The 23,501-nt window shown below is 37.3% G+C and carries 26 protein-coding genes and 1 tRNA gene; 22 read left to right on the forward strand and 5 right to left on the reverse strand.

Going from position 1 to position 23,501, the window contains the following annotated elements; all coding sequences use genetic code 11:
• The 8 genes from BTHERMOSOX_RS04070 to thiL form a co-directional block, all read left to right on the forward strand.
• Positions 1-425: amino acid kinase family protein (locus BTHERMOSOX_RS04070; RefSeq protein ID WP_488153931.1), on the forward strand; the 425-nt coding region annotated here is incomplete at its 5' end.
• Positions 419-892 carry a 2-amino-4-hydroxy-6-hydroxymethyldihydropteridine diphosphokinase gene (folK, locus tag BTHERMOSOX_RS04075; protein WP_138119695.1) on the forward strand — a complete coding sequence of 158 codons (474 nt, stop codon included), beginning with the start codon at positions 419-421 and terminating at the stop codon, positions 890-892. The genes BTHERMOSOX_RS04070 and folK, both read left to right, overlap by 7 nt.
• Positions 889-1,671 carry a 3-methyl-2-oxobutanoate hydroxymethyltransferase gene (panB, locus tag BTHERMOSOX_RS04080; RefSeq protein ID WP_138119697.1) on the forward strand — a complete coding sequence of 261 codons (783 nt, stop codon included), beginning with the start codon at positions 889-891 and terminating at the stop codon, positions 1,669-1,671. Before folK ends, panB begins: the two co-directional genes overlap by 4 nt.
• Before the next feature lie 81 nt (positions 1,672-1,752).
• Positions 1,753-2,613: a Fic family protein gene (locus BTHERMOSOX_RS04085; protein WP_138119699.1), complete on the forward strand. Its 861-nt coding sequence runs from the start codon at positions 1,753-1,755 to the stop codon at positions 2,611-2,613.
• Between the two features lie 47 nt (positions 2,614-2,660).
• Positions 2,661-3,467, forward strand: a complete 807-nt coding sequence (panC, locus tag BTHERMOSOX_RS04090; RefSeq protein ID WP_138119701.1) for a pantoate--beta-alanine ligase — start codon at positions 2,661-2,663, stop codon at positions 3,465-3,467.
• 2 nt (positions 3,468-3,469) lie between these two features.
• Positions 3,470-4,048: an NfuA family Fe-S biogenesis protein gene (locus tag BTHERMOSOX_RS04095; RefSeq protein ID WP_138119703.1), complete on the forward strand. Its 579-nt coding sequence runs from the start codon at positions 3,470-3,472 to the stop codon at positions 4,046-4,048.
• 49 nt (positions 4,049-4,097) lie between these two features.
• The gene (locus BTHERMOSOX_RS04100; protein ID WP_138119705.1) at positions 4,098-4,604 is read left to right on the forward strand and encodes a hypothetical protein; all 507 of its coding nucleotides are present in this window, start codon (positions 4,098-4,100) and stop codon (positions 4,602-4,604) included.
• On the forward strand, positions 4,601-5,527 hold the full coding sequence (thiL, locus tag BTHERMOSOX_RS04105) for a thiamine-phosphate kinase (RefSeq protein ID WP_138119707.1): 927 nt from the start codon (positions 4,601-4,603) through the stop codon (positions 5,525-5,527). The genes BTHERMOSOX_RS04100 and thiL overlap by 4 nt, the downstream gene beginning before the upstream one ends.
• A 2-nt stretch (positions 5,528-5,529) precedes the next feature.
• Here the strand turns inward: thiL and dksA are convergent, their stop codons facing one another.
• Positions 5,530-5,940, reverse strand: a complete 411-nt coding sequence (gene dksA, locus BTHERMOSOX_RS04110; protein WP_138119709.1) for an RNA polymerase-binding protein DksA — start codon at positions 5,938-5,940, stop codon at positions 5,530-5,532.
• Between the two features lie 93 nt (positions 5,941-6,033).
• Between dksA and BTHERMOSOX_RS04115 the strand changes: the two genes are divergently transcribed.
• The 8 genes from BTHERMOSOX_RS04115 to BTHERMOSOX_RS04150 all read left to right on the forward strand — a co-directional run bounded on the left by BTHERMOSOX_RS04115 (position 6,034) and on the right by BTHERMOSOX_RS04150 (position 13,485).
• On the forward strand, positions 6,034-6,795 hold the full coding sequence (locus BTHERMOSOX_RS04115) for an HAD-IA family hydrolase (RefSeq protein WP_138119711.1): 762 nt from the start codon (positions 6,034-6,036) through the stop codon (positions 6,793-6,795).
• Positions 6,779-8,272 carry a threonine ammonia-lyase, biosynthetic gene (gene ilvA / locus BTHERMOSOX_RS04120; protein WP_138119713.1) on the forward strand — a complete coding sequence of 498 codons (1,494 nt, stop codon included), beginning with the start codon at positions 6,779-6,781 and terminating at the stop codon, positions 8,270-8,272. Before BTHERMOSOX_RS04115 ends, ilvA begins: the two co-directional genes overlap by 17 nt.
• Positions 8,211-8,696, forward strand: coding sequence for a ribosomal protein S18-alanine N-acetyltransferase (rimI, locus tag BTHERMOSOX_RS04125; RefSeq protein ID WP_138119715.1), 486 nt, complete (start codon positions 8,211-8,213; stop codon positions 8,694-8,696). The genes ilvA and rimI overlap by 62 nt, the downstream gene beginning before the upstream one ends.
• A 70-nt stretch (positions 8,697-8,766) precedes the next feature.
• Complete coding sequence (locus BTHERMOSOX_RS04130) at positions 8,767-10,995, forward strand: NADP-dependent isocitrate dehydrogenase (RefSeq protein ID WP_138119717.1); 2,229 nt, start codon at positions 8,767-8,769, stop codon at positions 10,993-10,995.
• A gap of 116 nt (positions 10,996-11,111) precedes the next feature.
• Positions 11,112-11,636 carry a hypothetical protein gene (locus tag BTHERMOSOX_RS04135; protein WP_138119719.1) on the forward strand — a complete coding sequence of 175 codons (525 nt, stop codon included), beginning with the start codon at positions 11,112-11,114 and terminating at the stop codon, positions 11,634-11,636.
• 475 nt (positions 11,637-12,111) lie between these two features.
• Positions 12,112-12,660, forward strand: a complete 549-nt coding sequence (locus BTHERMOSOX_RS04140; RefSeq protein WP_138119721.1) for a hypothetical protein — start codon at positions 12,112-12,114, stop codon at positions 12,658-12,660.
• 138 nt (positions 12,661-12,798) lie between these two features.
• Entirely contained in the window at positions 12,799-13,341 is a 543-nt protein-coding gene (locus BTHERMOSOX_RS04145; protein ID WP_138119723.1) for a hypothetical protein, read from the forward strand.
• 68 nt (positions 13,342-13,409) lie between these two features.
• Positions 13,410-13,485 (forward strand) — tRNA-Asn (locus BTHERMOSOX_RS04150).
• A gap of 90 nt (positions 13,486-13,575) precedes the next feature.
• Here the strand turns inward: BTHERMOSOX_RS04150 and BTHERMOSOX_RS04155 are convergent.
• On the reverse strand, positions 13,576-14,751 hold the full coding sequence (locus BTHERMOSOX_RS04155) for a pyridoxal phosphate-dependent aminotransferase (protein ID WP_138119725.1): 1,176 nt from the start codon (positions 14,749-14,751) through the stop codon (positions 13,576-13,578).
• Between the two features lie 59 nt (positions 14,752-14,810).
• On the opposite strand from BTHERMOSOX_RS04155, the gene uvrB reads away from it, so the two are divergent.
• The gene (gene uvrB / locus BTHERMOSOX_RS04160; RefSeq protein ID WP_138119739.1) at positions 14,811-16,805 is read left to right on the forward strand and encodes an excinuclease ABC subunit UvrB; all 1,995 of its coding nucleotides are present in this window, start codon (positions 14,811-14,813) and stop codon (positions 16,803-16,805) included.
• Entirely contained in the window at positions 16,802-17,440 is a 639-nt protein-coding gene (queE, locus tag BTHERMOSOX_RS04165) for a 7-carboxy-7-deazaguanine synthase QueE (protein ID WP_138119727.1), read from the forward strand. Before uvrB ends, queE begins: the two co-directional genes overlap by 4 nt.
• Positions 17,441-17,453: 13 nt before the next feature.
• On the opposite strand, the gene BTHERMOSOX_RS04170 is transcribed toward queE, so the two are convergent.
• The 3 genes from BTHERMOSOX_RS04170 to aroC form a co-directional block, all read right to left on the reverse strand.
• Positions 17,454-17,912, reverse strand: coding sequence for an Hsp20/alpha crystallin family protein (locus BTHERMOSOX_RS04170; protein ID WP_138119729.1), 459 nt, complete (start codon positions 17,910-17,912; stop codon positions 17,454-17,456).
• Positions 17,913-18,008: 96 nt separating this feature from the next.
• Positions 18,009-19,559: a SulP family inorganic anion transporter gene (locus tag BTHERMOSOX_RS04175; protein WP_138119741.1), complete on the reverse strand. Its 1,551-nt coding sequence runs from the start codon at positions 19,557-19,559 to the stop codon at positions 18,009-18,011.
• A 39-nt stretch (positions 19,560-19,598) separates the two neighbouring features.
• A complete protein-coding gene (gene aroC, locus BTHERMOSOX_RS04180; protein ID WP_138119731.1) occupies positions 19,599-20,699 on the reverse strand; it encodes a chorismate synthase in 1,101 nt (366 codons plus the stop codon).
• Positions 20,700-20,828: 129 nt separating this feature from the next.
• Here aroC and BTHERMOSOX_RS04185 point away from each other — a divergent pair, with 129 nt between their 5' ends.
• Genes BTHERMOSOX_RS04185 through BTHERMOSOX_RS04200 form a run of 4 tightly spaced genes read left to right on the forward strand, consistent with a single transcriptional unit; the run spans position 20,829 to position 23,309 of the window.
• A complete protein-coding gene (locus tag BTHERMOSOX_RS04185; RefSeq protein WP_138119733.1) occupies positions 20,829-21,581 on the forward strand; it encodes an aldo/keto reductase in 753 nt (250 codons plus the stop codon).
• 11 nt (positions 21,582-21,592) lie between these two features.
• Positions 21,593-21,766 carry a hypothetical protein gene (locus BTHERMOSOX_RS04190; protein ID WP_249360597.1) on the forward strand — a complete coding sequence of 58 codons (174 nt, stop codon included), beginning with the start codon at positions 21,593-21,595 and terminating at the stop codon, positions 21,764-21,766.
• 2 nt (positions 21,767-21,768) lie between these two features.
• Positions 21,769-22,677, forward strand: a complete 909-nt coding sequence (locus tag BTHERMOSOX_RS04195) for a nucleotidyltransferase domain-containing protein (RefSeq protein WP_138119735.1) — start codon at positions 21,769-21,771, stop codon at positions 22,675-22,677.
• Complete coding sequence (locus tag BTHERMOSOX_RS04200) at positions 22,674-23,309, forward strand: Cap15 family cyclic dinucleotide receptor domain-containing protein (RefSeq protein ID WP_138119737.1); 636 nt, start codon at positions 22,674-22,676, stop codon at positions 23,307-23,309. Before BTHERMOSOX_RS04195 ends, BTHERMOSOX_RS04200 begins: the two co-directional genes overlap by 4 nt.
• Positions 23,310-23,501 lie beyond the last annotated feature (192 nt).

A 23,501-nucleotide genomic window follows, 5' to 3' on the forward strand; every position in this document is an offset into this window, starting at 1 on the left:
TCTCAGCCACACTTAATGCGTTGCTTAAATTAGGCACAGTGCCTATTGTTAATGAAAATGATACCGTTGCTACAGAAGAGATTAAATTTGGTGACAACGATACCTTGGCTGCATTGGTGGCTAATTTAGTTGGTGCGACGCAGCTAATTATTTTGACAGATCAAGGTGGTGTGTATGATGCCGATCCTAGAAAGGATGAAAGCGCTAAGCTGATTGATCGTATTCACGTTGAAGATGAAAAGCTTACAACAGTTGCTTCTAGAACCGGAGGCTCTTTGGGTTCTGGCGGCATGTATACTAAAGTATTGGCGGCGAAAACAGCAGCTAAGTCAAACACTAGCACCATTATTTCTTCAGGTAGGGAAAAAAATATTCTAACCAGGCTTAGCGTTGGTGAGCATGTAGGGACTTTAATACATTGTTAGCCTATATCGGATTAGGGTCAAACCTTAACCATCCAAAACAACAAATTAAAGATGCGGTAATGGCGCTACATACTACCAAAGATGTTGAGGTGGTTAACTTATCAAGCTTGTATCAATCACCGCCGGTGGATGGCTCAAAACAGCCAGATTATATTAACGCTATTGTTCAGGTTAATACACATTTAACGCCGCTAGAATTGCTTTATGTTTGTCAGGATATAGAAACTCAACAGCATCGTGTGCGTGAAAAAAAATGGGGTGCTAGAACCATTGATTTAGATATTATTATTTATGGTGTTCAAGTAGTTGCATCAAAACAGCTTGCCATTCCGCACCCTCAAATGATGAACCGAGCGTTTGTATTAATTCCATTAGCTGAGTTGGAGGATAATTTAAAGGTGCCTGTTTTAGGCCCTATTCAAAATCTTATTGATGAATTGGGCGAATTTGAATTAACCAAGTTATGACTTTATCAGAGTTGAAAATTTATAAAACCAAAGCTGAAAAGATTACTTGTTTAACCGCATATGATGCTTCTTTTTCCAAGTTATTTGATGAGTGTGGCGTTGATATAATTTTAGTGGGTGATTCGCTCGGTAATGTTATTCAAGGTGGTGAAAATACTTTGAATGTCTCCATGGATGATATGATCTATCATACTAAAGCAGTTGCACGTGGTGTTGATTCGGCACTGTTAATTGCTGATATGCCGTATCAGAGTTATACCAATGCTGAGCAAACATTGGAAAATGCTAAGCGACTAATTGATGCTGGTGCTCAAATGGTTAAGTTTGAAGGTGGCTTTGAGCATAAAACTTCTTTTGAAATTTTACAAAAAAACAATATTCCAGTGTGTGGACATTTAGGCTTACAGCCTCAATCGGTCGTTGAAATGGGTGGTTATAAAGTTCAGGGTCAAGACAAGATAAGTGCCAAAAAAATACTTGATGATGCTTTGTTGTTAGAGTCTTTAGGTGTTTGCGTATTAGTGCTTGAATGTGTGCCCGCCAAACTAGCCGCTAGAATTTCCAATGAATTAACCATACCGACTATTGGTATTGGTGCGGGTATTAATTGCGATGGCCAGGTTTTGGTTAGTTACGACATGCTCGGTATTACTCAGGGTAGGCTACCAAAATTTGTCAAAAACTTTTTAGCTGATTCTGGTGATATTAAAGCGGCAGTCAATGCTTTTATTCACTCAGTAAAGAATCAAGAGTTTCCCACAGATCAACACAGTTATTAATTTGTATAGTTTTTAAAAATTATAAGAATTATTATACAAAAAGTGTATAATAATTAAAAAGTATACAAAAAACTATACACTATGAATTTTAATTATAAAAGTGTTTTATATGCCAAAAAGATTGATGATTTATTGGCTTATTACAATACATCAGTTGCACTTTCTCAAGCGCTAGGTATTACTCGAATGACGCTGACTGCATGGCGTGATCACGTACAAAAGATTAAGCTTAAAAATCAAGATAAAATTGATTTATTGTGGTGTAGGTATATATTTTTGCCAAATATTGATGGTGGAGGCAAAATTATAAAAGGTATTGATTTGGGCGATTTTTTGTTAGAGCCCACTGTAATGGATAAAACCGTTAGAAATATTGCTGCAGGATCTCTTGAAATTGAAACAGGTACGCAAGAATTAGATTTTAACGCAATTGTACTTAACAATATTGTGCCTAATAATTTCCAGGCTACAATGGTATTGGAAGTGCAAAATATCTTTCACGCTACTCAAGAAATTACTCAAAATTTTCAAGTGGAGATTGATTCTCAGAAAATTAAAGATTGGCACAAAGTGTTAATGCGTGGTTTGATTGATAATGCTGGGAAATTTTTTACTAAGCAAAGGGTTTTGCCTGATGTAAATACACAACTTATCCATCCAGAAGATATTAAAGAAGAATTAAAGAGTTGGGTGGCAGAATATCGTAATATTCAAAACCTGAGTGATATTGCAAAGTCACATTATCATTTTGAAATGGTCCATCCATTTAGTGATGGCAATGGGCGTATTGGACGTTTGATTATCCTAGCGCAGTGTTTGAAAATTGGCATAAAACCTCCTATTGTTAATAATAGCAATAAAGCACTGTATTATGTTTTATTAGAGTATGCAAAAATAAATCCAACGCCATTGGCGTATTTTTTTCAATTTTGCTCTAAGTAAACAACCGTAAAATAATTTAAATACAAAAAAAACATTAAAAAAATATTATGCAAGTTTTTAATACGATTACAAACTTACAAAGTACACTTGATGATTGGCGATCTAAAGATCAAAGTATTGCTTTTGTGCCTACCATGGGTGGTTTGCACGCAGGGCATTTATCTTTAGTCACTCAAGCTTCACAGGCAGCTGACAAAGTTGTGGTGAGTATTTTTGTTAATCCAGCTCAGTTTGGTGAAGGGGAGGATTTTGGCGATTATCCGCGTACGTTAGAGGGTGATTTATCGCTATTAAAAGAGCTTCAAGTGGATTGTGCGTTCACCCCCAGTATTGAAACAATCTACCCTAATGGGGTGCATTTTGGTGTAGAAGTGGGTGAAATTGGGCAAATTTTGTGCGGTAAAACCCGTCCGCATTTTTTTACCGGCGTGGTGCAAGTGGTTGGGCGTTTGTTTGATATTATCCGCCCCGAAGTGGCGGTATTTGGGCAAAAAGATTATCAGCAACTTCATATCATTAAGCGTTTTAGCTCAGGTGTTAAAATTTTATCAGCACCAATTGTTCGCGAAAAAGACGGCTTGGCAATGAGTACGCGCAACCAGTATTTGTCGGCTAATGAGAGAAAAATAGCTGTTCAGTTGCGCAAAACACTGCTGCAATTACAAAAAAATGAGCTAGACCTACCCGCTGCGCGCAAACAGTTACAGCAGTATTTTAAATTGGATTATTTAGTGGTGTTGGACGCAAATACCCTTAGTAAAATCACTAATAATACGAGTAAAATTGCGATATTATGTGCAGTATTTCTAGGATCAACTCGTTTGATCGATAATATAATTTTTAACCAAGGATAGCTATGTTTGATATTACGGATGAGGCAAGAAACTATGTTGCAGATTTATTTTCCCAACAAGATGACTCTGATTTAGGTCTGAAAGTTGATGTGGAAAGAGCAGGTACGCCTGCAGCAACAGTATCTTTCAATTTCTGTCATCCTAAAGATTTAACAACAGGCTATGAAAAGTTTGAATACGAAGGTTTTTTTGCTTATGTTGATAAAGCTAACTTTCCTTATTTAAAAGAATCTGAGGTTGCTTTAAAAGATGAAGGCACAGGTAAAAAACTAACCATTACCGCGCCAAACGCTAAAGGTGAAGAGCCGAAGGCTGATGCACCTTTAAAAGAAAGAATTAAGTACGTGTTGGCTGCTGAAATTAGTCCGGGATTAGCATCACACGGTGGCTTTGTTGACTTGGTTGAAATCACTAAAGATATGGATGTGATTCTTAATTTTGGTGGCGGCTGCCAGGGTTGTTCTTCTGTTAAAGCAACATTGGAGCAAGGTGTTGAAACACAACTTCGAAATCGATTTCCTGAGATCAAATCAGTACGCGATGTAACTGATCACACTAACACTGATAACGCTTATATGTAAAAACCACTTGAGGTTTGAGCTGATTGTTTGCATGGTGTAAAATAATATCATGATTATTAAAATAGACACAACCGAGCAAGTGCGCAAAGACGCCAAAGCCGCACATGAGTTATTTACCATTAATGCTATTCTTGTTCATGTTATTGGCTCACTAGGGTTAATTAAACTATTAAATACCAGTCTTAATGTTGCCATTGGTTTAACCATTGTTATTTCCATCATGATTGTGGCTTATACTTTTTTCAAAACTAAAAAAGCCAAACAAAATGATCCGTATTTGGTTTATATACATTGGCAACTATCGCTAAATCGTTACAAAATTTTAATTTCAGCGTACGTGTTTTATTTCCTGATTACTTCATTGGAATTACTAATGAGTGATGGCGGAGCTACAAGTATGGATGGCACTAGTATTGTCGGATCAATCTTAACGTTACTAGGCATTGTGCCTTTATTCTTTGCTGTGTTGGTATCGGCAGTACTTGGTTCTGGCTCAATGTATAACGCAGGTCGTGGAGAGATTGAGCAAAAAATCGCGCAAAAACATCCTCAATGAATGAGTTTGATCTAATTGAAAAATATTTCAATTGGAATGCCCAAGATTTAAATTCATTAGGTGTTGGTGATGATTGTGCACTCGTTTCAATCAAACCAGATTATCAATTAGCAACCAGTGTTGATACCTTGATTGAGGGTGTACACTTTCCACAAAATACCTCTGCCGCCGATATTGCTTATAAATCACTCAGCGTTAATCTGAGTGATTTGGCTGCTATGGGCGCAACACCTAAATACTTTACACTAGCCTTAACATTGCCAGAATTTGATGAACTTTGGCTTGAAGAGTTTTCAACGTCACTTAAGTTATTAGCTGATCAATACAAAGTTGATTTACTGGGTGGCGATACTACCAAAGGCAAGTTAAGTGTTACCATTAACGTCACTGGCACCGTGCCAAAAGGACAGGCCTTGTTAAGGTCGTCAGCTAAGGTGGGTGACACTATATTTATCTCTAATACTCTTGGCGATGCGGCTCTAGCTTGGAATCAGCTTCAACAAGGGGTTGAGCCTAGTCAAGGTCTGCTAGAGCAGTTTAATACGCCAAAACCACAAGTAGCATTAGGCCAAGCGTTGCTCGGTGTTGCTAATGCCTGTATTGATGTTTCAGATGGTTTAAAGCAGGACGTAAGTCATATACTTGAGCGCTCTGAAGTGGGTGTAACAATCAATTTAGCCGATATACCGTTAAGTCGGGAAGTGGCTAATTATGTACAAGAAACCAATGATTGGTGTTTACCGCTAGCAGGCGGTGATGATTATGAGCTCTGCTTTAGCGTGCCAAAAGAGAATATTGATGCTTTAAAGGTAATTGAAACAGAGCTGAATATCAAACTAACAAAAATCGGCCTTGCTACTGAACAACAAGGCTTGAAAATCGAAGGACTAGATAAGATTTGTCAGTCTTATCAGCATTTTTAGACTTAAACTTCTCTCTTTTCAGCGATAGTTTTACAATCAATACACTCGTCTGCAGTAGGACGAGCCTCAAGACGAACTAAAGCAATTTCAGCGCCACAAGTTTTACAATAACCGTAATCACCCATTTCAATGATATGTAGTGTTTTGTCAATTTTTCCAATTAACTTACGCTCACGATCGCGCGTTCTAAGCTCTAAAGCAAACTCTTCTTCTAAAGTTGCACGGTCATTAATATCAGCCACTTGTGTTGAATCTTCTTGAATATGATTAATAGTTGATTCAGCATCATCAACTAGTTGATCGCGCCAAACACCCAGCTTGTTTTTAAAATGATTAAGTTGCTCAGTACTCATAAACTCTTCATTTGCTTTTGGAGAGTAATTTGGAATATCTTGGTAGTCTGTCTGTGACATGATTGTTAAGATTAAATTAAAAAAAATATGTTTATACCTAAAGTGACTTAAAATAGCAATTTATTTTTCACTTATTTAATTAAAAAAACCATTATGGCATTAGAAGTATTAATTTTTGACGTTGACGGAACCCTTGCAAACACTGAGAAAGATGGGCATTTAGTTGCTTTTAATTTGGCTTTTAAAGAATTAGCTCTAGATTGGGAATGGTCGAATGAACTTTATCATAAGTTGCTTAATGTGACCGGTGGGCAGTTACGAATTAAATATTATTTAAAAAAGTACAAGTCGGATTTTCAGCACCATGATTTAGATAATTTTGTCGCTTCGATTCATAAATTAAAAACCAATATTTATGTCAGGTTGATGGATGAAGGCGCTGTGTCTTTGCGCCCAGGTGTTGAGCGACTATTTAACGAAGCAAGGGCGACAGGCTTGCGTATGGCTATCGCCACAACAACAACACCAGCAAATGTTGATGCTCTTATTGCTAATACATTGGGCAAAAAGGCGCTAGATTGGTTTGAGGTAATTGGCGCAGGTGATGTAGTGCCTAATCTTAAGCCAGCTGGCGATATCTATACTTATGTACTTAAGGCTATGAATATTGATGCAGATAAATGTCTAGCATTTGAAGATTCTTATAATGGTATTATCTCTGCTACGCAAGCTGGATTAAAGACATTGATCACAGTTAATGAATATACCGATACTCATGAATTTGAAGGTGCGTGTGCCATATTGAGTAATCTAGGTGAGTCAGATCAGCCTTTTGAGATAATCAAAGGTAATTCGACAGAATCAACCTTTGTTGATGTTGCTTATTTACAGGAGTTACATGCACAACATTGTTAAGCTAGCCGACAATACACGTGTATACGATGTTGTCGACGTTACCCCTTTGTCTCGAGCATTTCAATTATCTAAGCGCTTAGAGAATAACGTCTATCTAAAGCGAGAAGACGAGCTTGCAATCCACGCTTTTAAATTAAGAGGTGCTTATCAAAAAATCTCCTCGCTAACATCCGATCAAGCGGCCAAGGGTGTTGTGGCATCAAGTGCTGGTAATCATGCCCAAGGTGTGGCTTTGTCGGCTAAAAAATTAGGCATTGAGTCAGTTATCGTCATGCCATTATCAACCCCAAAAATTAAAGTTAATGCGGTTGAGCAATTAGGCGGTAAGGTGGTCTTGCATGGTGATGTGTATGACGATTCCTATCAGTATGCTAAGCAGTTAGAGCAAGAGCAGGATTTAGTCTTTATTCATCCATATGATGATATTGAGGTGATGTCTGGTCAAGCGACGGTTGCTAAAGAATTGCTAGAGCAGCTTTCAGGTATTGATAAAGTTTTTATCCCTGTGGGTGGTGGTGGTTTGATTGCTGGCATGGCAACTTACATCAAGCACTATGCGCCAGAAATAAAAGTCATTGGTGTTGAGCCACAAGATTCTCCAACGCTATATGAAGCGCTAAAACAGAATAAACGCGTCATTTTGCCAGAAGTAGGGCGCTTTGCTGATGGTGTGGCAGTTAAACAAATTGGTGAAAAAACCTTTGAAATTGCTAAGCAAGTGGTGGATGAAGTTATCTTAGTTAGTAATGATGAGATCTGTGCAGCGATTAAAGATATTTATGAAGATGTGCGTTCAATTTCTGAGCCTGCTGGCGCACTGGCAACGGCTGGTATTAAAAAGTATGTAAAAACACATTCACTTAAAAATGAAAATCTAATTTCTGTAGTTTCAGGTGCAAATGTTAATTTTGACAGGTTGCGTTATATTGCGGAGCGTGCAGATATTGGTGAGCATGTTGAAGCTATTATTGCGGTTACCATTGATGAAAAGCTAGGCAGCTTTTTAAAGTTTTGCCAAATGCTAGAAAATCATTCTATTACTGAATTTAACTATCGCTATGGTTCTGACACCCAAGCGCGTATTTTTGTGGGCGTTTCACTCAGCGAAGGTCTGAGCGAGAAAAAGCAATTACTTGATAAATTATCAGATTCATTTGATGTACTAGACATGAGTGATAATTCTATTGCTAAAACCCATATTCGCTATATGGTTGGTGGCCGTAGTAATTGTAATGACGAAGTGTTGTACCGATTTGAATTTCCAGAGCGTCCAGGCGCTTTGTTAAATTTCCTTAAAAAAGTAGGTACCAATTGGAACATTACTTTATTCCATTATCGTAATCATGGTGCTGATTTTGGCCGTGTGTTAATCGGCTTACAGGCATCAGATTCCACTCAGCTTGAGAAAAACTTTGATGAGCTTGGATATTTTTATCAAAACGAAACAGATAATAAAGCCTATCAGTACTTCCTTTAGGCTCGCAACGCTTCAAGATTTAGATGAGATTTTGGCCATTGAGCTGCGAGCTTATCAGCAGCCTTGGAATAAACAAAAGTTTATTGATTCGTTTGATAATGTTAATACTCAGATTCAGCTAATTCTTGTTGATAAAAAAATAGCAGGCTATTTACTAACCCTGCAGTCTGTTGAATTTATTGATATATTGAATATTTGTATTGACCCTAAATTTCAACAACAAGGTCTAGGCAAGCAATTGCTAGATAATTTACTAAAGCATCAGCAGGGCAGTGCCATTAATTCACTTCTTTTGGAAGTTAGAAAATCAAACATAACTGCGATAAGCTTTTATCAACATTACGGCTTTAAGTTGATTGATATGCGCAAAAAATATTACTCAAACGGTGAGGATGCTAAAATACTACGTTTACAAATAACGTAATCAGCTAGGTGTTTAATAACATTATTTTTTAACCATCTATAAGTAGCTGATTATTCCCACAGGAAGCTCCATGTCACAAAAAACTAAGATTATTTATACCCTAACTGATGAAGCACCAGCATTAGCAACATATTCATTATTACCAATAATCAAAGCATTTACATCTGCTGCAAATGTTGAAGTTGAGACTCGTGATATCTCTTTGGCTGCTCGAGTGATTGCCAATTTTCCACAGAAGCTAACCCCGACACAAAAAATGGGTGATGCGTTAAGCGAGTTAGGTCAAATTGCAACCTCAGTAGATGCCAATATTATTAAATTGCCGAATATTAGCGCCTCTGTGCCTCAGCTAGAAGCGGTTATTTCTGAGCTTCAAGCTCACGGCTATGATATTCAAAACTATCCATCCGACCCTAAAAATGACGAAGATAAGGCTATTAAATCCAGCTTTTCCAGGGTGTTGGGTAGTGCGGTCAATCCGGTATTACGTGAAGGCAACTCTGATCGTCGCGCACCGCCATCGGTAAAAAGCTACGCCAAGAAAAATCCTCATTCAATGGGTGTTTGGTCGACTGATTCCAAAACTGTTGTCGCCAGCATGTCCGAAGGGGATTTTTACGGCTCAGAAAAATCAATTACCATCACTGATGTGAAGCAGTTCAGTATTCAATTTGAAGCGGCTGATGGCTCAATTGAAGAATTAAAAACATCAAGCTCATTACAAAAAGGTGAAATCATTGATGCATCTGTTATGAGTCAGTTATCTTTGCAAGGTTTTTTAGCGCAAGCTATTGCTGAAGCAAAAGATAAAGACATTTTATTCTCTGTGCACCTGAAAGCCACAATGATGAAAGTTTCTGACCCTATTGTTTTTGGTCAAGTGGTAAGCGTCTTTTTTAAGGAAGTATTCAGCAAGCACGCGCTGGTTTTTAAAGAATTAGGTATTAATGCGAATAATGGTTTAGGCGATGTTTTAAATAAGATTAAAGATTTAGACCCTAATATGCAAGCAGAAATTAAAGCCGATATTGAAGCGGTATACGCCAAGCAGCCTGATATAGCCATGGTTGATTTTGACAAAGGCATCACTAATTTAAATGTACCTAGTGATGTCATTGTTGATGCGTCGATGCCAGCAATGATTCGAACCTCGGGTCAGATGTGGAATAAACATGGTAAACAGCAAGACACCATGGCAGTGATTCCTGATCGTTGCTATGCGGGTGTTTTTCAAGAAACCATTAGCTTTTGTAAGCAGCACGGTGCATTTGATCCTACCACCATGGGCTCTGTATCAAATGTGGGCTTAATGGCGCAAAAAGCACAGGAGTATGGCTCTCATGATAAAACCTTTCAAATGTCAGCAGCAGGTGTGGTGCGTGTCATTTCAACAGATGGCGATGTATTGCTTGAGCAGTCAGTAGAAGTGGGCGACATCTTCCGCATGTGCCAGGTTAAAGATGCGCCAATTCAAGATTGGGTTAAGCTTGCGGTTAAGCGTGCTAGAGCGACTAATTTACCGACTATTTTTTGGCTGGATGAAAATCGTGCGCATGATGCTCAGATGATTAAAAAAGTCACTAAGTATTTGTTAGATCACGATACGACTGATCTTGATATTCAAATTATGTCACCTGAAGCGGCCACCCGATTTACTTTGCAACAAGTGAAAGATGGTAATGATGTGATTTCAGTAACGGGTAATGTGCTGCGAGATTATCTAACCGATCTATTTCCGATTCTTGAACTTGGTACAAGTGCCAAAATGCTGTCTATTGTGCCACTCATGAATGGCGGTGGTTTATTTGAAACGGGTGCAGGTGGTTCGGCACCTAAACATGTACAGCAATTAATTACTGAAAATCATCTGCGCTGGGATTCATTAGGTGAGTTTCTGGCCTTAGCGGTTTCACTCGAGCACTTGGCTGCTACATTCGACATGCCTAAAGCGCAAGTGTTGGCCACCACTTTGGACAAGGCGACTGCTAAGTTTTTAGATAATGATAAATCGCCATCACGTAAAGTGGGCGAGTTAGACACTCGTGGCAGTCACTTTTATTTAGCGATGTATTGGGCACAGGCGTTAGCAACTCAAACACAAGATACTGAATTACAAGCCCAGTTTGCATCATTAGCAGAAACATTATTAGCTAATGAGTCAGTCATTGTTTCTGAACTAAACTCAGTTCAAGGTGAAGCAGTAGAGCTCGGTGGTTATTACCAACCTAATTCAGCATTACTTACAAAGGTAATGCGCCCAAGTAATACTTTAAATAGACTAATTCAATCTATATCATAGTATTACACTCTACTAATAGTGTTGCAATACGTAATAAGTTACGTATTATGAGCCATAAGTGAATATTAACTTATGAACTGAAAACCTATATAAAAATAACTCTGAGAGGAAAAATAATGAAAAACGTAACAAAAGTAGTAGCAATCGCTACAGTAATGGCAGCAGCTTCAGCTTCAGCTTTTTTTGGTAACAATGGCGGCAATAACGGTTGGGGCAACTCAAACGGTATGGGCAACTGGGGTCCTATGAGTGGCGGCCAAAATTTCGGTCCTTTTAACTCAGGTTCAAACATGGGTCCATTTACTGGTGGCCAAAACATGGGTCCTTTCAACGGTGGTTCAAACATGGGTCCTTTCAATGGCGCTCAAAACATGGGTCCATTTGCAAATAACAACAACATGAATAATGATTCTGATTGGGGTTTCCATTACAACAATAAGAACAAGACTAGCAACGTTTCTAACGCAACTGCTGATGGCAAATATGTTGGTACTGCAGACGCTAACGCTAAAGGTGCAGCTGATGCATACTCTAAAGGCGCAGCTGACGGTTTTGCTAAAGGTCAAGCTGATGCATATGCTAAAGGTTACGCTGATGCTAAAGCAGCAGCAGCTGCTGACAGCAGAGATACTGCAAAATAATAGTTAAACCACCAACTATTTAAGTTAAAAAAACCAGCCTTCGGGCTGGTTTTTTTTACGTCTGCCATAAATCATAAATGGTTAAAATTTAACAACCTAACTATATGTAAAGAAATCCCTTTATTTGGCTATTTCGATTATTTGCTAAATTTTGTTAAATTAACTCAGGTTGTTAGTATTTGCTAAATTTTTATCTTGATTGTTCTTATATTTGATTAAAAAACACTGTTTTTATCTATAAATTTACGATTTATCGGCTAATAATTGCGTCATTTGCATTTTTTTTAATATTTTTTTTACCTCTATAAGTACTGTTGTAATAGCTTTTTTAATATTTAGTAAAAATTATATTAGAATATAATTGACTTCTAATATTGTTGTTGTATAATATTCCCCATGCAGAACAACAGTTCAGCACTTTAAAACACCTCACTAATGAAGGTGTTAGAACAACATAATAATCTAGGAGATTAACATGAAAAAAATTATCGCAATTACTACATTAGTAGCAGCTACTTCAGCTTCAGCTTTCTTTGGTAACTCAAACAACAACGGTTTTGGTAACTTAAACAACAACGGTTTTGGTAACTCAAACGGCATGTCTAACTGGGGTCCTTTCGATGGTGGTTCTAACATGGGCCCTTTCAACGGTGGTTCTAACTGGGGTCCTTTCAACGGCGGCAACAACATGGGTCCTTTCAACGGTGGTTCAAACATGGGTCCTTTCAACGGCGGCAACAACATGGGTCCTTTTGCTAACAGCAACGACATGAACAACGATTCTGATTGGGGTTTCCATTACAACAACAAGAACAAAACTTCTAACAAGTCTAACGCTACTATAGACGGTAAGTTTGCTGGTGTTGCAACTGCTGACGCTAAAGGTGTTGCTGATGCATACGCTAAAGGCGCAGCTGACGGCTTTGCTAATGGTATTGCTGATGCATATGCTAAAGGTTATGCTGATGCAAAAGCAAATGCCGCTGTAGATTCACGTGATCAATACGTACCAGCTGCAAGATAATTAATTTAATTGATTATTAAAAGGGTGCTTTAGCACCCTTTTTTTACGTTCATTAAAAATATATTATAAAGCCATAATATAAATAGTGTATAATATATCAATTCCATTCAAAATTTATAAAGATAAAGGGGTGTCAATATGAACATGATGAAAAAAACACTATTAAGCTCAATTTTATTAGTATCTTCAGTTGTAAGTGCCTCTCCATGGATGCCATGGGAAAATAATAATAACTCAAATAACAACGGCATAATGGATGCTTGGAATCCGTTTGGCAATGGTAGTACAAATTGGAACCCAATGGACACAGGATCAAATTTCGGTCCTTTTAATAGTGGTTCAGATTTTGGCCCATTCAATGCTGATCAAAACTGGGGTCCGATGAACAATATCAATGACATGGTTAATGATTCTGACTGGGGTTTTTATTACAACAACAAGAATTCAACGACAAATAAAGGTTACGCACGTGCAGATAGCAAGTACGCTGCTAAGTTAGAGGCTCGTGGCGCTGGTTACGCTGATGGCTATACAAAAGCCAATGCTGATTCATATTATCAAGGTCAATTAGATGGTTACGGAAAAGCTCGTGGCAATGGTCGTTTTGAAGGTTATGGTCAAAAAGGATTTTTAGGTTTTACACCTGCTAATAGCAATAGTTTTCCGGCACCAGGTTACTAAATTAATTACCAAAATAACTGTTTTTTAGATTGACTCAATGCTAAAAGCCGTTATAATTTACGTTTTATTCCTCGATAGCTCAGTTGGTAGAGCAATGGACTGTTAATCCATTTGTCGCTGGTTCGAGCCCAGCTCGAGGAGCCAAAATTTAAAAGGACTGTCTATATGACAGGCCTTTTTTTTATTTCTTTAGAGAATTAAGAATGGTATAAACTATGTACCATTCTTTTAGCATTAAATACTAGCGAGTTTTTCTACTGCTTGTTTAATATTGTCCATGCTAGTTGCAAATGAGAATCTGATATAACCTGGTGTACCAAAGGCAGATCCTGGCACTAAAGCAATGTTTAATTTTTCTAAACAATAAGCTGAAAATTCAACATCATCTTTAAGGTCAAGACGTTTGATTAAACCTTCAATTCTCGGGAATGAGTAAAAAGCGCCTTGTGATCTTGGGCATTCAATGCCATCAATATTATTAAGCGCGTTAATAATAAATTCATGACGCTCTTCAAAAGCATCAACCATTGTTCCAATGATGCTTTGATCACCATTCAGAGCCTCTAAAGCGGCTGCTTGGGCGATTGAACACGGATTTGAGGTAGACTGTCCTTGGATTTTTTTCATGGCTTTAATGATAACTTCAGGACCACCTGCATAACCAATACGCCAGCCAGTCATGGCGTAACCTTTAGAAACGCCATTTAAGATAATAGTGCGATCTTTTAAAGCGGGCTCAGCCATAACGATATTAACAAAATCATCGCTACCCCAGCGAATGTGCTCATAAATGTCATCTGTAATGATTAACACTTGTGGATGCTGTTTTAGTACGTCAGCCAATGCTTGAAGCTCGGCTTCTGTATAAACTGCACCTGTTGGATTGGAAGGGCTGTTAATAACAAATAATTTTGTTTTGCCTGTAATGCTTGCTTCTAATTGTTTTGGTGTAATTTTAAAATTTTGCTCTAAACCGGTTTCAACGATAACAGGTGTGGCATCACCTAGAATTACCATATCTGGATAGCTCACCCAGTATGGTGCAGGAATGATTACTTCATCACCCTCGTTAAGCACAGCCTGGCACAGGTTGTAAAATACTTGCTTACCACCAGACGAGACCATAACTTCTGTATTTGAATACTTTAAATTATTTTCACGTTTAAACTTATCAATAATTGCTTGTTTTAAAACAGGCGTGCCATCAACAGCGGTATAACGAGTTTCACCATTGTTAATCGCGTCAATGCCGGCTTGTTGGATATTCTTTGGTGTGTCAAAATCGGGCTCACCAGATCCCATGGGTACAATTTGAATGCCTTGTGCTTTAAGTTCATTAGCTTTGGCTGTTACAGCAAGGGTGGCGGAAGGCTTAACTTTTTGAACTCTTTGAGAAAGAAACTCTGGCATGATTATTAATAAAAAATAGATTAAAATTGAATGTTAATGTTAATGAAAAAAACCAGCTAGTGGGCAAGAAATTTCAATTAGAATCGCAATTTTCTCCAAGCGGAGATCAGCCAAGTGCTATTAAAACACTGGTTGATGGGATCAATGCCGGGGAAAAGTTTCAAACCTTACTGGGTGTAACCGGATCGGGAAAAACATTTACGCTTGCCAATGTCATTAAGCAAACTAAAAAACCAAGTTTGATTATGGCGCCAAACAAGACTTTGGCCGCCCAACTGTATGCTGAAATGAAAGAATTCTTTCCGCATAATGCAGTCGAGTATTTCGTCTCTTATTATGATTATTATCAGCCTGAAGCTTATGTTCCTGCATCTGACACGTTTATTGAAAAAGATTCGTCAATAAACGAGCAGATTGAGCAAATGCGTTTGTCTGCTACTAAGTCTTTATTAGAGCGAGATGATGTAATTATTATTGCTAGTGTGTCGGCTATTTATGGCTTGGGTGATCCTGAAAGTTATATGTCAATGCTTTTGCATTTAAGTGTGGGTGAAATCTCTAATCAAAGAGAAATATTGTCTCGACTATCGCAAATGCAATATACCCGTAATGACATCACCTTGTTAAGAGGTCATTTTCGAGTGAAAGGCGAGGTAATTGATATCTTCCCAGCTGATTCAGAAGAGCAGGCATTACGCATTGAAATGTTTGATGAAGAAATTGAACGCCTGTATTGGTTTGATCCACTAACAGGAGGGCGCTTAAAATCATTACAACGTATTACAATTTATCCACAAACGCATTATGTGACGCCAAAATCTAAGATTTTGAATATGCTCGATGATATTAAAGATGAGCTGAAAGTTCGTAGAAAAGAGTTGTTATCTTTAAATAAATTAATTGAAGAGCAACGCCTTACTCAGCGCGTGCATATGGATATTGAAATGATGCGTGAGCTAGGATACTGCACCGGTATTGAAAATTATTCTCGTTATTTATCATCTCGAGAAGTTGGTGCGTCGCCACCAACTTTGCTAGATTATTTGCCAAAAGATTCGCTGGTTATTTTGGATGAATCGCACGTTACTGTCAGTCAAATTGGTGGCATGTATAAAGGTGATAGGGCGCGAAAAACAACATTGGTTGAATACGGCTTTAGATTGCCATCTGCTTTGGATAATCGACCGCTCAAGTATGATGAATTTGAGAAAAAAATTAATCAATGTATTTTGGTTTCAGCAACGCCAGCGCAATATGAGTTTGATGTTTCAAGTCGAATTGCTGAGCAAGTAGTTAGACCAACAGGACTGCTTGATCCTGAAATTGAAGTGCGACCTGTGGGTACTCAGGTAGATGACTTATTAAGCCAAATTAATAAACGTGTTAAGGTTGGTGACCGTGTATTGGTGACCACTTTAACTAAGAAAATGTCTGAGCAGCTCAGTGATTATCTAAATGAGCACGGGGTGAAAGTTAGATATTTACATTCTGATATTGACACTGTTGAGCGTGTAGAGATTATTCGGGATTTACGTTTGGGTGTATTTGATGTTCTAGTGGGTATTAATTTACTACGAGAGGGTTTGGATATTCCAGAGGTGTCTTTAGTGGCGATATTAGATGCAGATAAAGAGGGTTTTTTACGTTCAGAAAGATCATTAATTCAAACTATGGGGCGAGCTGCAAGAAATATAAATGGCAAGGCTATTTTGTATGCTGATCGAATTACCAAGTCGATGAAAAAAGCCATGGATGTCACTCAAGCAAGACGCGAAAAACAACAATTATATAATGAGAGAAATAACATTACACCTCGAGGTGTAATGAAGCCAATCATTAACATTTTAGATACAGATTTAACCAGTGAAGAGGTAAGTGGGGATAATGAAGAGCAAGTTATTATTCAGTTATCTCCAGTGCAATTAGCTAAAGAAATAAAATCTTTAGAAAAGCAGATGTACAAATTTGCCAGTGATTTAGAATTTGAAAAAGCCGCTGATACACGTAACCAAATTAAACATTTAAAAGACTCACAATTTAAAGCAGTCTTATGACAACCGATTTAAACATTATTGAAATATTTTATTCATTACAAGGTGAGGCCCGAGAAGTCGGCTTACCCACTACCTTTATTCGCCTAACTGGCTGCCCGCTGAGATGTTCTTATTGTGATACTGAGTATGCTTTCAAGGGTAATAATCTTGTCAGTATTAATGAGATTATTGGCGAAATTAAACAATACAATACGCGCTATATTTGCGTTACAGGCGGCGAGCCTTTGGCTCAAATAAATTGCCATATTTTGCTCGATACCTTGGTTAAAAATAATTACTTAGTTTCACTAGAAACCAGTGGCAGTATTGACATTAGCGAGATCAATCCAGGTGTTTCAATTGTTATGGATGTTAAAACGCCAAGCTCAAATGAATCAAGTCAAAACCTATATAGTAATATTGAAAAACTACAAGAAAAAGACCAGCTTAAGTTTGTAATCGGTTCGCGAACCGATTTTGACTGGAGTGTAGATATTTTGGGTGAATACTCAACTGATGCAGGTGTGTTGTTTTCACCAGTGTTTGATCAAATTACCCCTACTCAATTGGCAGATTGGATTATTGAAGCTCAGCTAAATGTTCGCATGCAAGTGCAAATGCACAAGCTACTTTGGGGTGATGAAAAAGGCAGGTAAGTGAATTGGTTAGCTATCTTTTTGGAATTGAAATAACTAGTATGTCCTCTTTGAATTTTGTACTAATACTGTTTTTATCTGCATCATTTGGCAAAGAATATGATTGTGAAAATTGACTAGATGAGGTGTGCGAACTGTTCGTTGTTTTTTCTATTTTTTGCACATTACCATTAATATGAATCATATTGCTTTTAGTAGAAATGTCTAGATTTTCTTTTGTCAGCCCTTTGACGGCAATTTCAATAATATAACTGCTGGTTAATTCGTCAAAATATCGATTTGTTTGTGTACCAAAAGTATTTTTATTTTGTAAGCTGCGCATTTCATTATTAAATTGTTGAAATTGATCGTTAAAATTTGACCAAACACTATTGTTAAAGCCGCTATCAAAAAAATTATTTTGAAAGGATTGATGCTGATTGGCCATGCTAGAACTTGATATTAGTACAATCGCGAATAATGTATTTTTCATATTTTCCTCAAATAATAAAAATGAATTATATTGTTACTAATATAAGGCTAATAGCATTAATAATCAAGAGTCAATATAAGTCTAATAATATTAAAGCTAAGCCAATTTATCATCAGCAACATGATATTTTGGGTCTTCCAAAATATTCACTTCTACAAGGTTCTTGGCTGTTTTTAACAGTAATCTACATTCGGCACTTAAGTGTTGTAAATGCAGTGTTTTTCCTAATTTTTTGTAACGATCTGCCAGTTTATCAATTGCTTGAATAGCGGAATGATCTAGCGCTCGAGCCTCTTCAAAATCTACGTAAACATTATTTGTGTCTGATTTTGGATCGAATAATTCTTGGAAATGCTCCTTTGAAGCAAAGAACAGTACACCTTTAATTTTATAGACGTTGTCACCATTTTCATTTTGTTCTTTTGTTGCATAGATTTTGCTGGCCGATTCCCATGCGAAAGACAAAGCGGATAAGATAACACCAACAATAACTGCTAGCGCCAAATTACTAGTCCATAAAGTAATAACAGCTACCGAGATGCCGGCAATAATGTCTAATACTGGTATTTTTCCAAACAATTTTAATGTGCACCATTGGAATGTGCCAATGACTACCATCATCATTACGCCAACCAATACGGCGATAGGAATCATTTCAACATATTCAGATAAGTAAACAATAAATGCTAATAGCGTAAGTGAAGCGACAATACCTGATAGACGACCACGACCACCTGAATTGACGTTAATAATGCTTTGACCCACCATTGCACAACCACCCATGCCGCCAAACAAGCCAGTTGTTGAGTTTGCAAGACCTTGGCCAATGCTTTCGCGGTTTGGCTGTCCTGTAGTTTCTGTTAGGTCATCAACAAGGTTTAATGTTAGTAGACTTTCAATTAAGCCAACTGCTGCTATTGTTATTGCAAAAGGCAATATTATTTTCAGCATTTCTAAGTCAAAAGGTACGTTTGGCATGTGAAAGGGAGGAAAACCACCTTTAATAGAGGCTATGTCACCCACGGTGCGTGTTTCAATACCTAAGATAATGACTGCTAAAGTACCTGCAATAACAGCAACTAAAATTGCAGGTACGGTTTTAGTGAGTTTTGGTAAGAAATGAATCACAGCCATTGTTACTGCGGCGATGGCTAGCATGATCATTAACGGCTCACCTGTAATCCAAGATCCATCATCCAGTTCAAACTGTTTGATCTGTCCGGCAAAGATAACCAAGGCAATGCCGTTAACAAAGCCCAAGAATACAGGATGTGGCACTAAGCGAATAAATTTACCCAACTTGAGTACGCCGAATAATATTTGAAAAATTCCAGCTAAAATTACCGCGGCAAATAAATATTCTGTGGCTTGTTCGATTGTGCCACCTTGATCAAGAATCATGGCGATTAAAGGTGCAACTACAACTGCAACAGCACCTGTTGCGCCAGAGATCATGCCTGGGCGACCACCTGCGATTGAAGTTACCAAGCCAATGGTAAATGCAGCGTACAAGCCAACTAATGGGTTAACACCGGCAATTATAGCAAAAGCTACAGCTTCAGGTACGAGTGCAAGAGCAACCGTTAATCCAGATAAAATATCATTTTTAGGATTTGTAGAGGCGTATTTATTAATCAATGAAAACAACATGTTTTTCCTTGTGGGTTAATTAGGTAGTAAAAAAAATTATGAGCTAGAGCCAGGCACAATAGGTGTTGAGCATTTAACACCAGCATTTTGAGCTCTATGACGCATTACGTGATCCATAATGGTCATTGCCAACATTGCTTCAGCAATTGGCGTTGCACGAATGCCTACACAAGGATCGTGACGACCCTTGGTGATTACCTTAATTGGGTTGCCTTTTTTATCAATACTTTCAATTGGCAGGCGTAAGCTCGAAGTTGGTTTGAGCGCGATAGAAACGAGTAAATCTTGACCAGAGCTGATGCCACCTAATGTGCCACCAGCATGATTAGATTTAAAACCATCAATAGTAATTACATCGCGATGCTCTGTGCCTTTTTGAGTGATACAGTCAAAGCCAGCGCCAATTTCAACACCTTTAACGGCGTTGATACTCATCATGCCGTGGGCAGCGTCAGCTTCAAGTCTGTCAAAAATAGGCTCACCCAGTCCAACAGGCATGTTGGTTGCAACCACATTAACGCGTGCACCAATTGAATCGCCTGATTTTCTAAGAGAATCCATATATTCTTCTAATTCACCAACCTTGTTTACATCTGGACAAAAGAATGGGTTGTTATGCACTTCGTTCCAATCAAAATTATCAAAAGTAATCGGACCTAATTGAGATAAGTAGCCTTTAATTTCTATACCAAATTCTTGTTTCAGGTATTTCTTAGCAATACCACCACAAGCAACGCGCATCGCTGTTTCACGAGCAGATGATCGACCACCACCACGATAATCTCTAAAGCCATATTTTTGATCGTAAGTGTAATCAGCGTGACCTGGGCGGAAAGTGTTGGCGATATTGCCGTAATCTTTTGAGCGTTGATCGGTGTTTTGAATGATTAATGAAATTGGTGTACCTGTGGTTTTTCCCTCAAAGGTGCCCGACAAAATTTTAACCAAATCTTCTTCACGACGCTGTGTTGTGTGGCGAGAAGTGCCTGGCTTTCTAAGGTCTAAATCTCCTTGCAAGTCAGCTTCACAAAGATCCATTCCAGGAGGGCAGCCATCTACAATGCCAATCAGCGCTTCGCCGTGAGATTCTCCAGCAGTGGTTACGGTAAATAATTTTCCAAAAGAATTGCCAGACATGCTGTTAACCTAGATGTTTAATATGAACTTGATTATACCTAGATGAGTGGTTATTTCGCTAGTTTGTAACGTCAATAATTACTCTCATATTATGGTAATATGCCGTCTTTTTAACGATTAATTTTTTCCATGGGTATTCAATATAATCAGCTCGGTGATAGCGATTTAAAAGTGTCTAATATTTGTCTAGGTACCATGACATTTGGCCAGCAAAATACTGAAAAAGAAGCGCATCAACAGCTTGATTATGCATTTTCTCAAGGTGTTAATTTTATTGATACGGCAGAAATGTATCCTGTACCACCACGTGCCGATACTGCGTTTTCAACTGAAAATATTGTCGGTAGTTGGGTTGAGAAAAATTCACGTGATAAAATTATCTTAGCCACTAAAGCAGCTGGCAGTGCGCGCGGCATGCCTTGGGTTCGAGAAGGAAATCATGCCTTTAATCGTACCAATTTACGCAGCGCTGTAGAAGGCTCTCTTAAGCGCTTAAAGACGGATTATATTGATTTATATCAACTGCATTGGCCAGAGCGTAATACGCCAATGTTTGGTCAGTACCTGTTTGATCCTGAGCAGGAGCGTGAATATACCGCCTTTGCTGAAACACTTGAGGCTTTGGGTGAGTTGATCAAAGAAGGTAAAATTAGACACATTGGTTTATCGAATGAATGGCCTTGGGGTTTAATGCAGTTTTTAAATGCATCGGAACGAGAAAGCTTACCTAAAGTTGTTAGCATGCAAAATGCTTATAATCTTATTAATCGCACTTATGACTCTTCATTAAGAGAAATGAGTTATCGTGAAAATGTATCACTTTTGGCTTATTCGCCATTGTTATTGGCGATGTTTATAAAAACAGCGAAGTTCTACCATTAGGTTTTTATTGTATGGATATGATAAAGCGCAACTTTAAAGTCAAACTCAAAGGCACTATTATCAAAAACATTGAAGGCAATCGTGGAAAATTAGGCATAGGGGGTATTAGGCGGTATCGTGCTTTGAGTAGTGATTATTATATTTTTAAGCATGAGTATATTTTTGTATTTAAAAAGGAATTTTGATTATGAGTAAATTTTCAGAAGAAACATTAACAAATTGGAGTAGTGCTGCTAGTACAAGTGAAGAGCAAAAGATTTCTAATGCCGTTAAAATGGTTAAAGATGCAATTCAATCTAGTGAAGATTTACAAGATAAAGACATAGAAATTTTTGTGCAAGGCTCATATGCTAGCAATACAAATGTAAGAGCTAATAGCGATATAGATGTTTGTATCATGCTTAAAGATACTTTTTCCTCAAAATATCCTGAAGGACTCACAAGAGATCATTATGGGTTTTCTGCCAGCAATTATGATTTTCCCACTTATAGAAGTGCAGTTATAAAAACACTCGCCAATAAATTTGGCAATGAAAATATAACACCTGGCAATAAATCTATCAAAATTAAGTCGAATTCTTATCATATTGAGTCCGATGCGGTGCCGTGTTTTCAGTATAGAAACTATCGTTATAATGGTAGCAGAGATCCAGATATTTTTATTGAAGGGCATAAAATTGATGCCCAGAATGGAGAGGAGGTGATTAGTTATCCAAAGCAGCACATCGAAAATGGAAAAGAAAAAAATACTGAAACCCAGAGGCGATTTAAGCGAACCGTAAGAGTCTTCAAAAAAATTAGATACCATATGATTGACAATGGTGAACCTGTTAATAGCAATATTTCTTCGTTTTTAATTGAATGCTTATTGTGGAATGTTCCTAATAATATTTTTATTGAAAACAATACTCATGAAAATAGAGTAAAAGAATCTATTAGATATTTATATTTCAAAACAAAAGACCAGAAAAAAGAATGTAAACAATGGGGAGAAGTATCAGAAATTCTTTATCTTTTTAATGATAAAAAATGGAATATTGTTATGGTAAATAAATTTTTACAAAGAATGTGGGAATATTTGGAGTTTAGAGATTGAATAATTTAAATAAGAAATTGTATTTATGGATATTGATTATATTTTCTATAGCAGTGTATTTGATTATTGCTACATTTTTTCCAGTTTCAGAAAACAATACATTGTTTGAATATTTAAAATTTATACCAATAATAGTAACCCTTGACAGTTTACTTATATTTTTATTTGTTAAATATTTCTGGAAGTTTAAATATTTTTATAATAAGTTGGTGCCCTTTCCCGATTTAAATGGAACATGGAAGGGAAAAATAAAATCAACATGGATTGATACTGATACAGGAAAAAATCTAGACCCTATACCTGTAATTTTAACTATTAAACAATCTTTTATTTCAATAAGTTGCGTTATGCGAACGGCTGAAATGACAAGTCATAGTTTTTCTAGTGATTTTATAATTAAAAATGAAGAGCAAATTTTAAAATTAGTGTATTCATATGATAGCAACCCAAAGGAGACAATAAAAGAGAGGAGTGCTCGGCATTTTGGAACGATTTCTTTTAATATTATAATTAATAATAAAAAAATAGAGTTAGATGGAGAGTATTGGACAGCTCGTAAAACAACAGGTAATGTAGAATTAGAGTTTTGGAAAAAAGGATTAATATCTAAATATCCAAACGACGCGATATAGAAACCGTTATCACAGTAATGGCAAGTAACAAAACAATTTGTATTAATAAGTGCTCGTTCATAATTCTTGAATTCGCATAACAAGTGCAATTTTAATTGTAATTAAATAGCCAGTTGTAATAAACTTTGCTATTTTCTTACTACGGGAAATTGCAATGAATTATCAACAACTGACTAACGATGAACGATACCA

It is taken from the genome of Bathymodiolus heckerae thiotrophic gill symbiont, from assembly GCF_900128515.1.
GTDB lineage: Bacteria > Pseudomonadota > Gammaproteobacteria > PS1 > Pseudothioglobaceae > Thioglobus_A.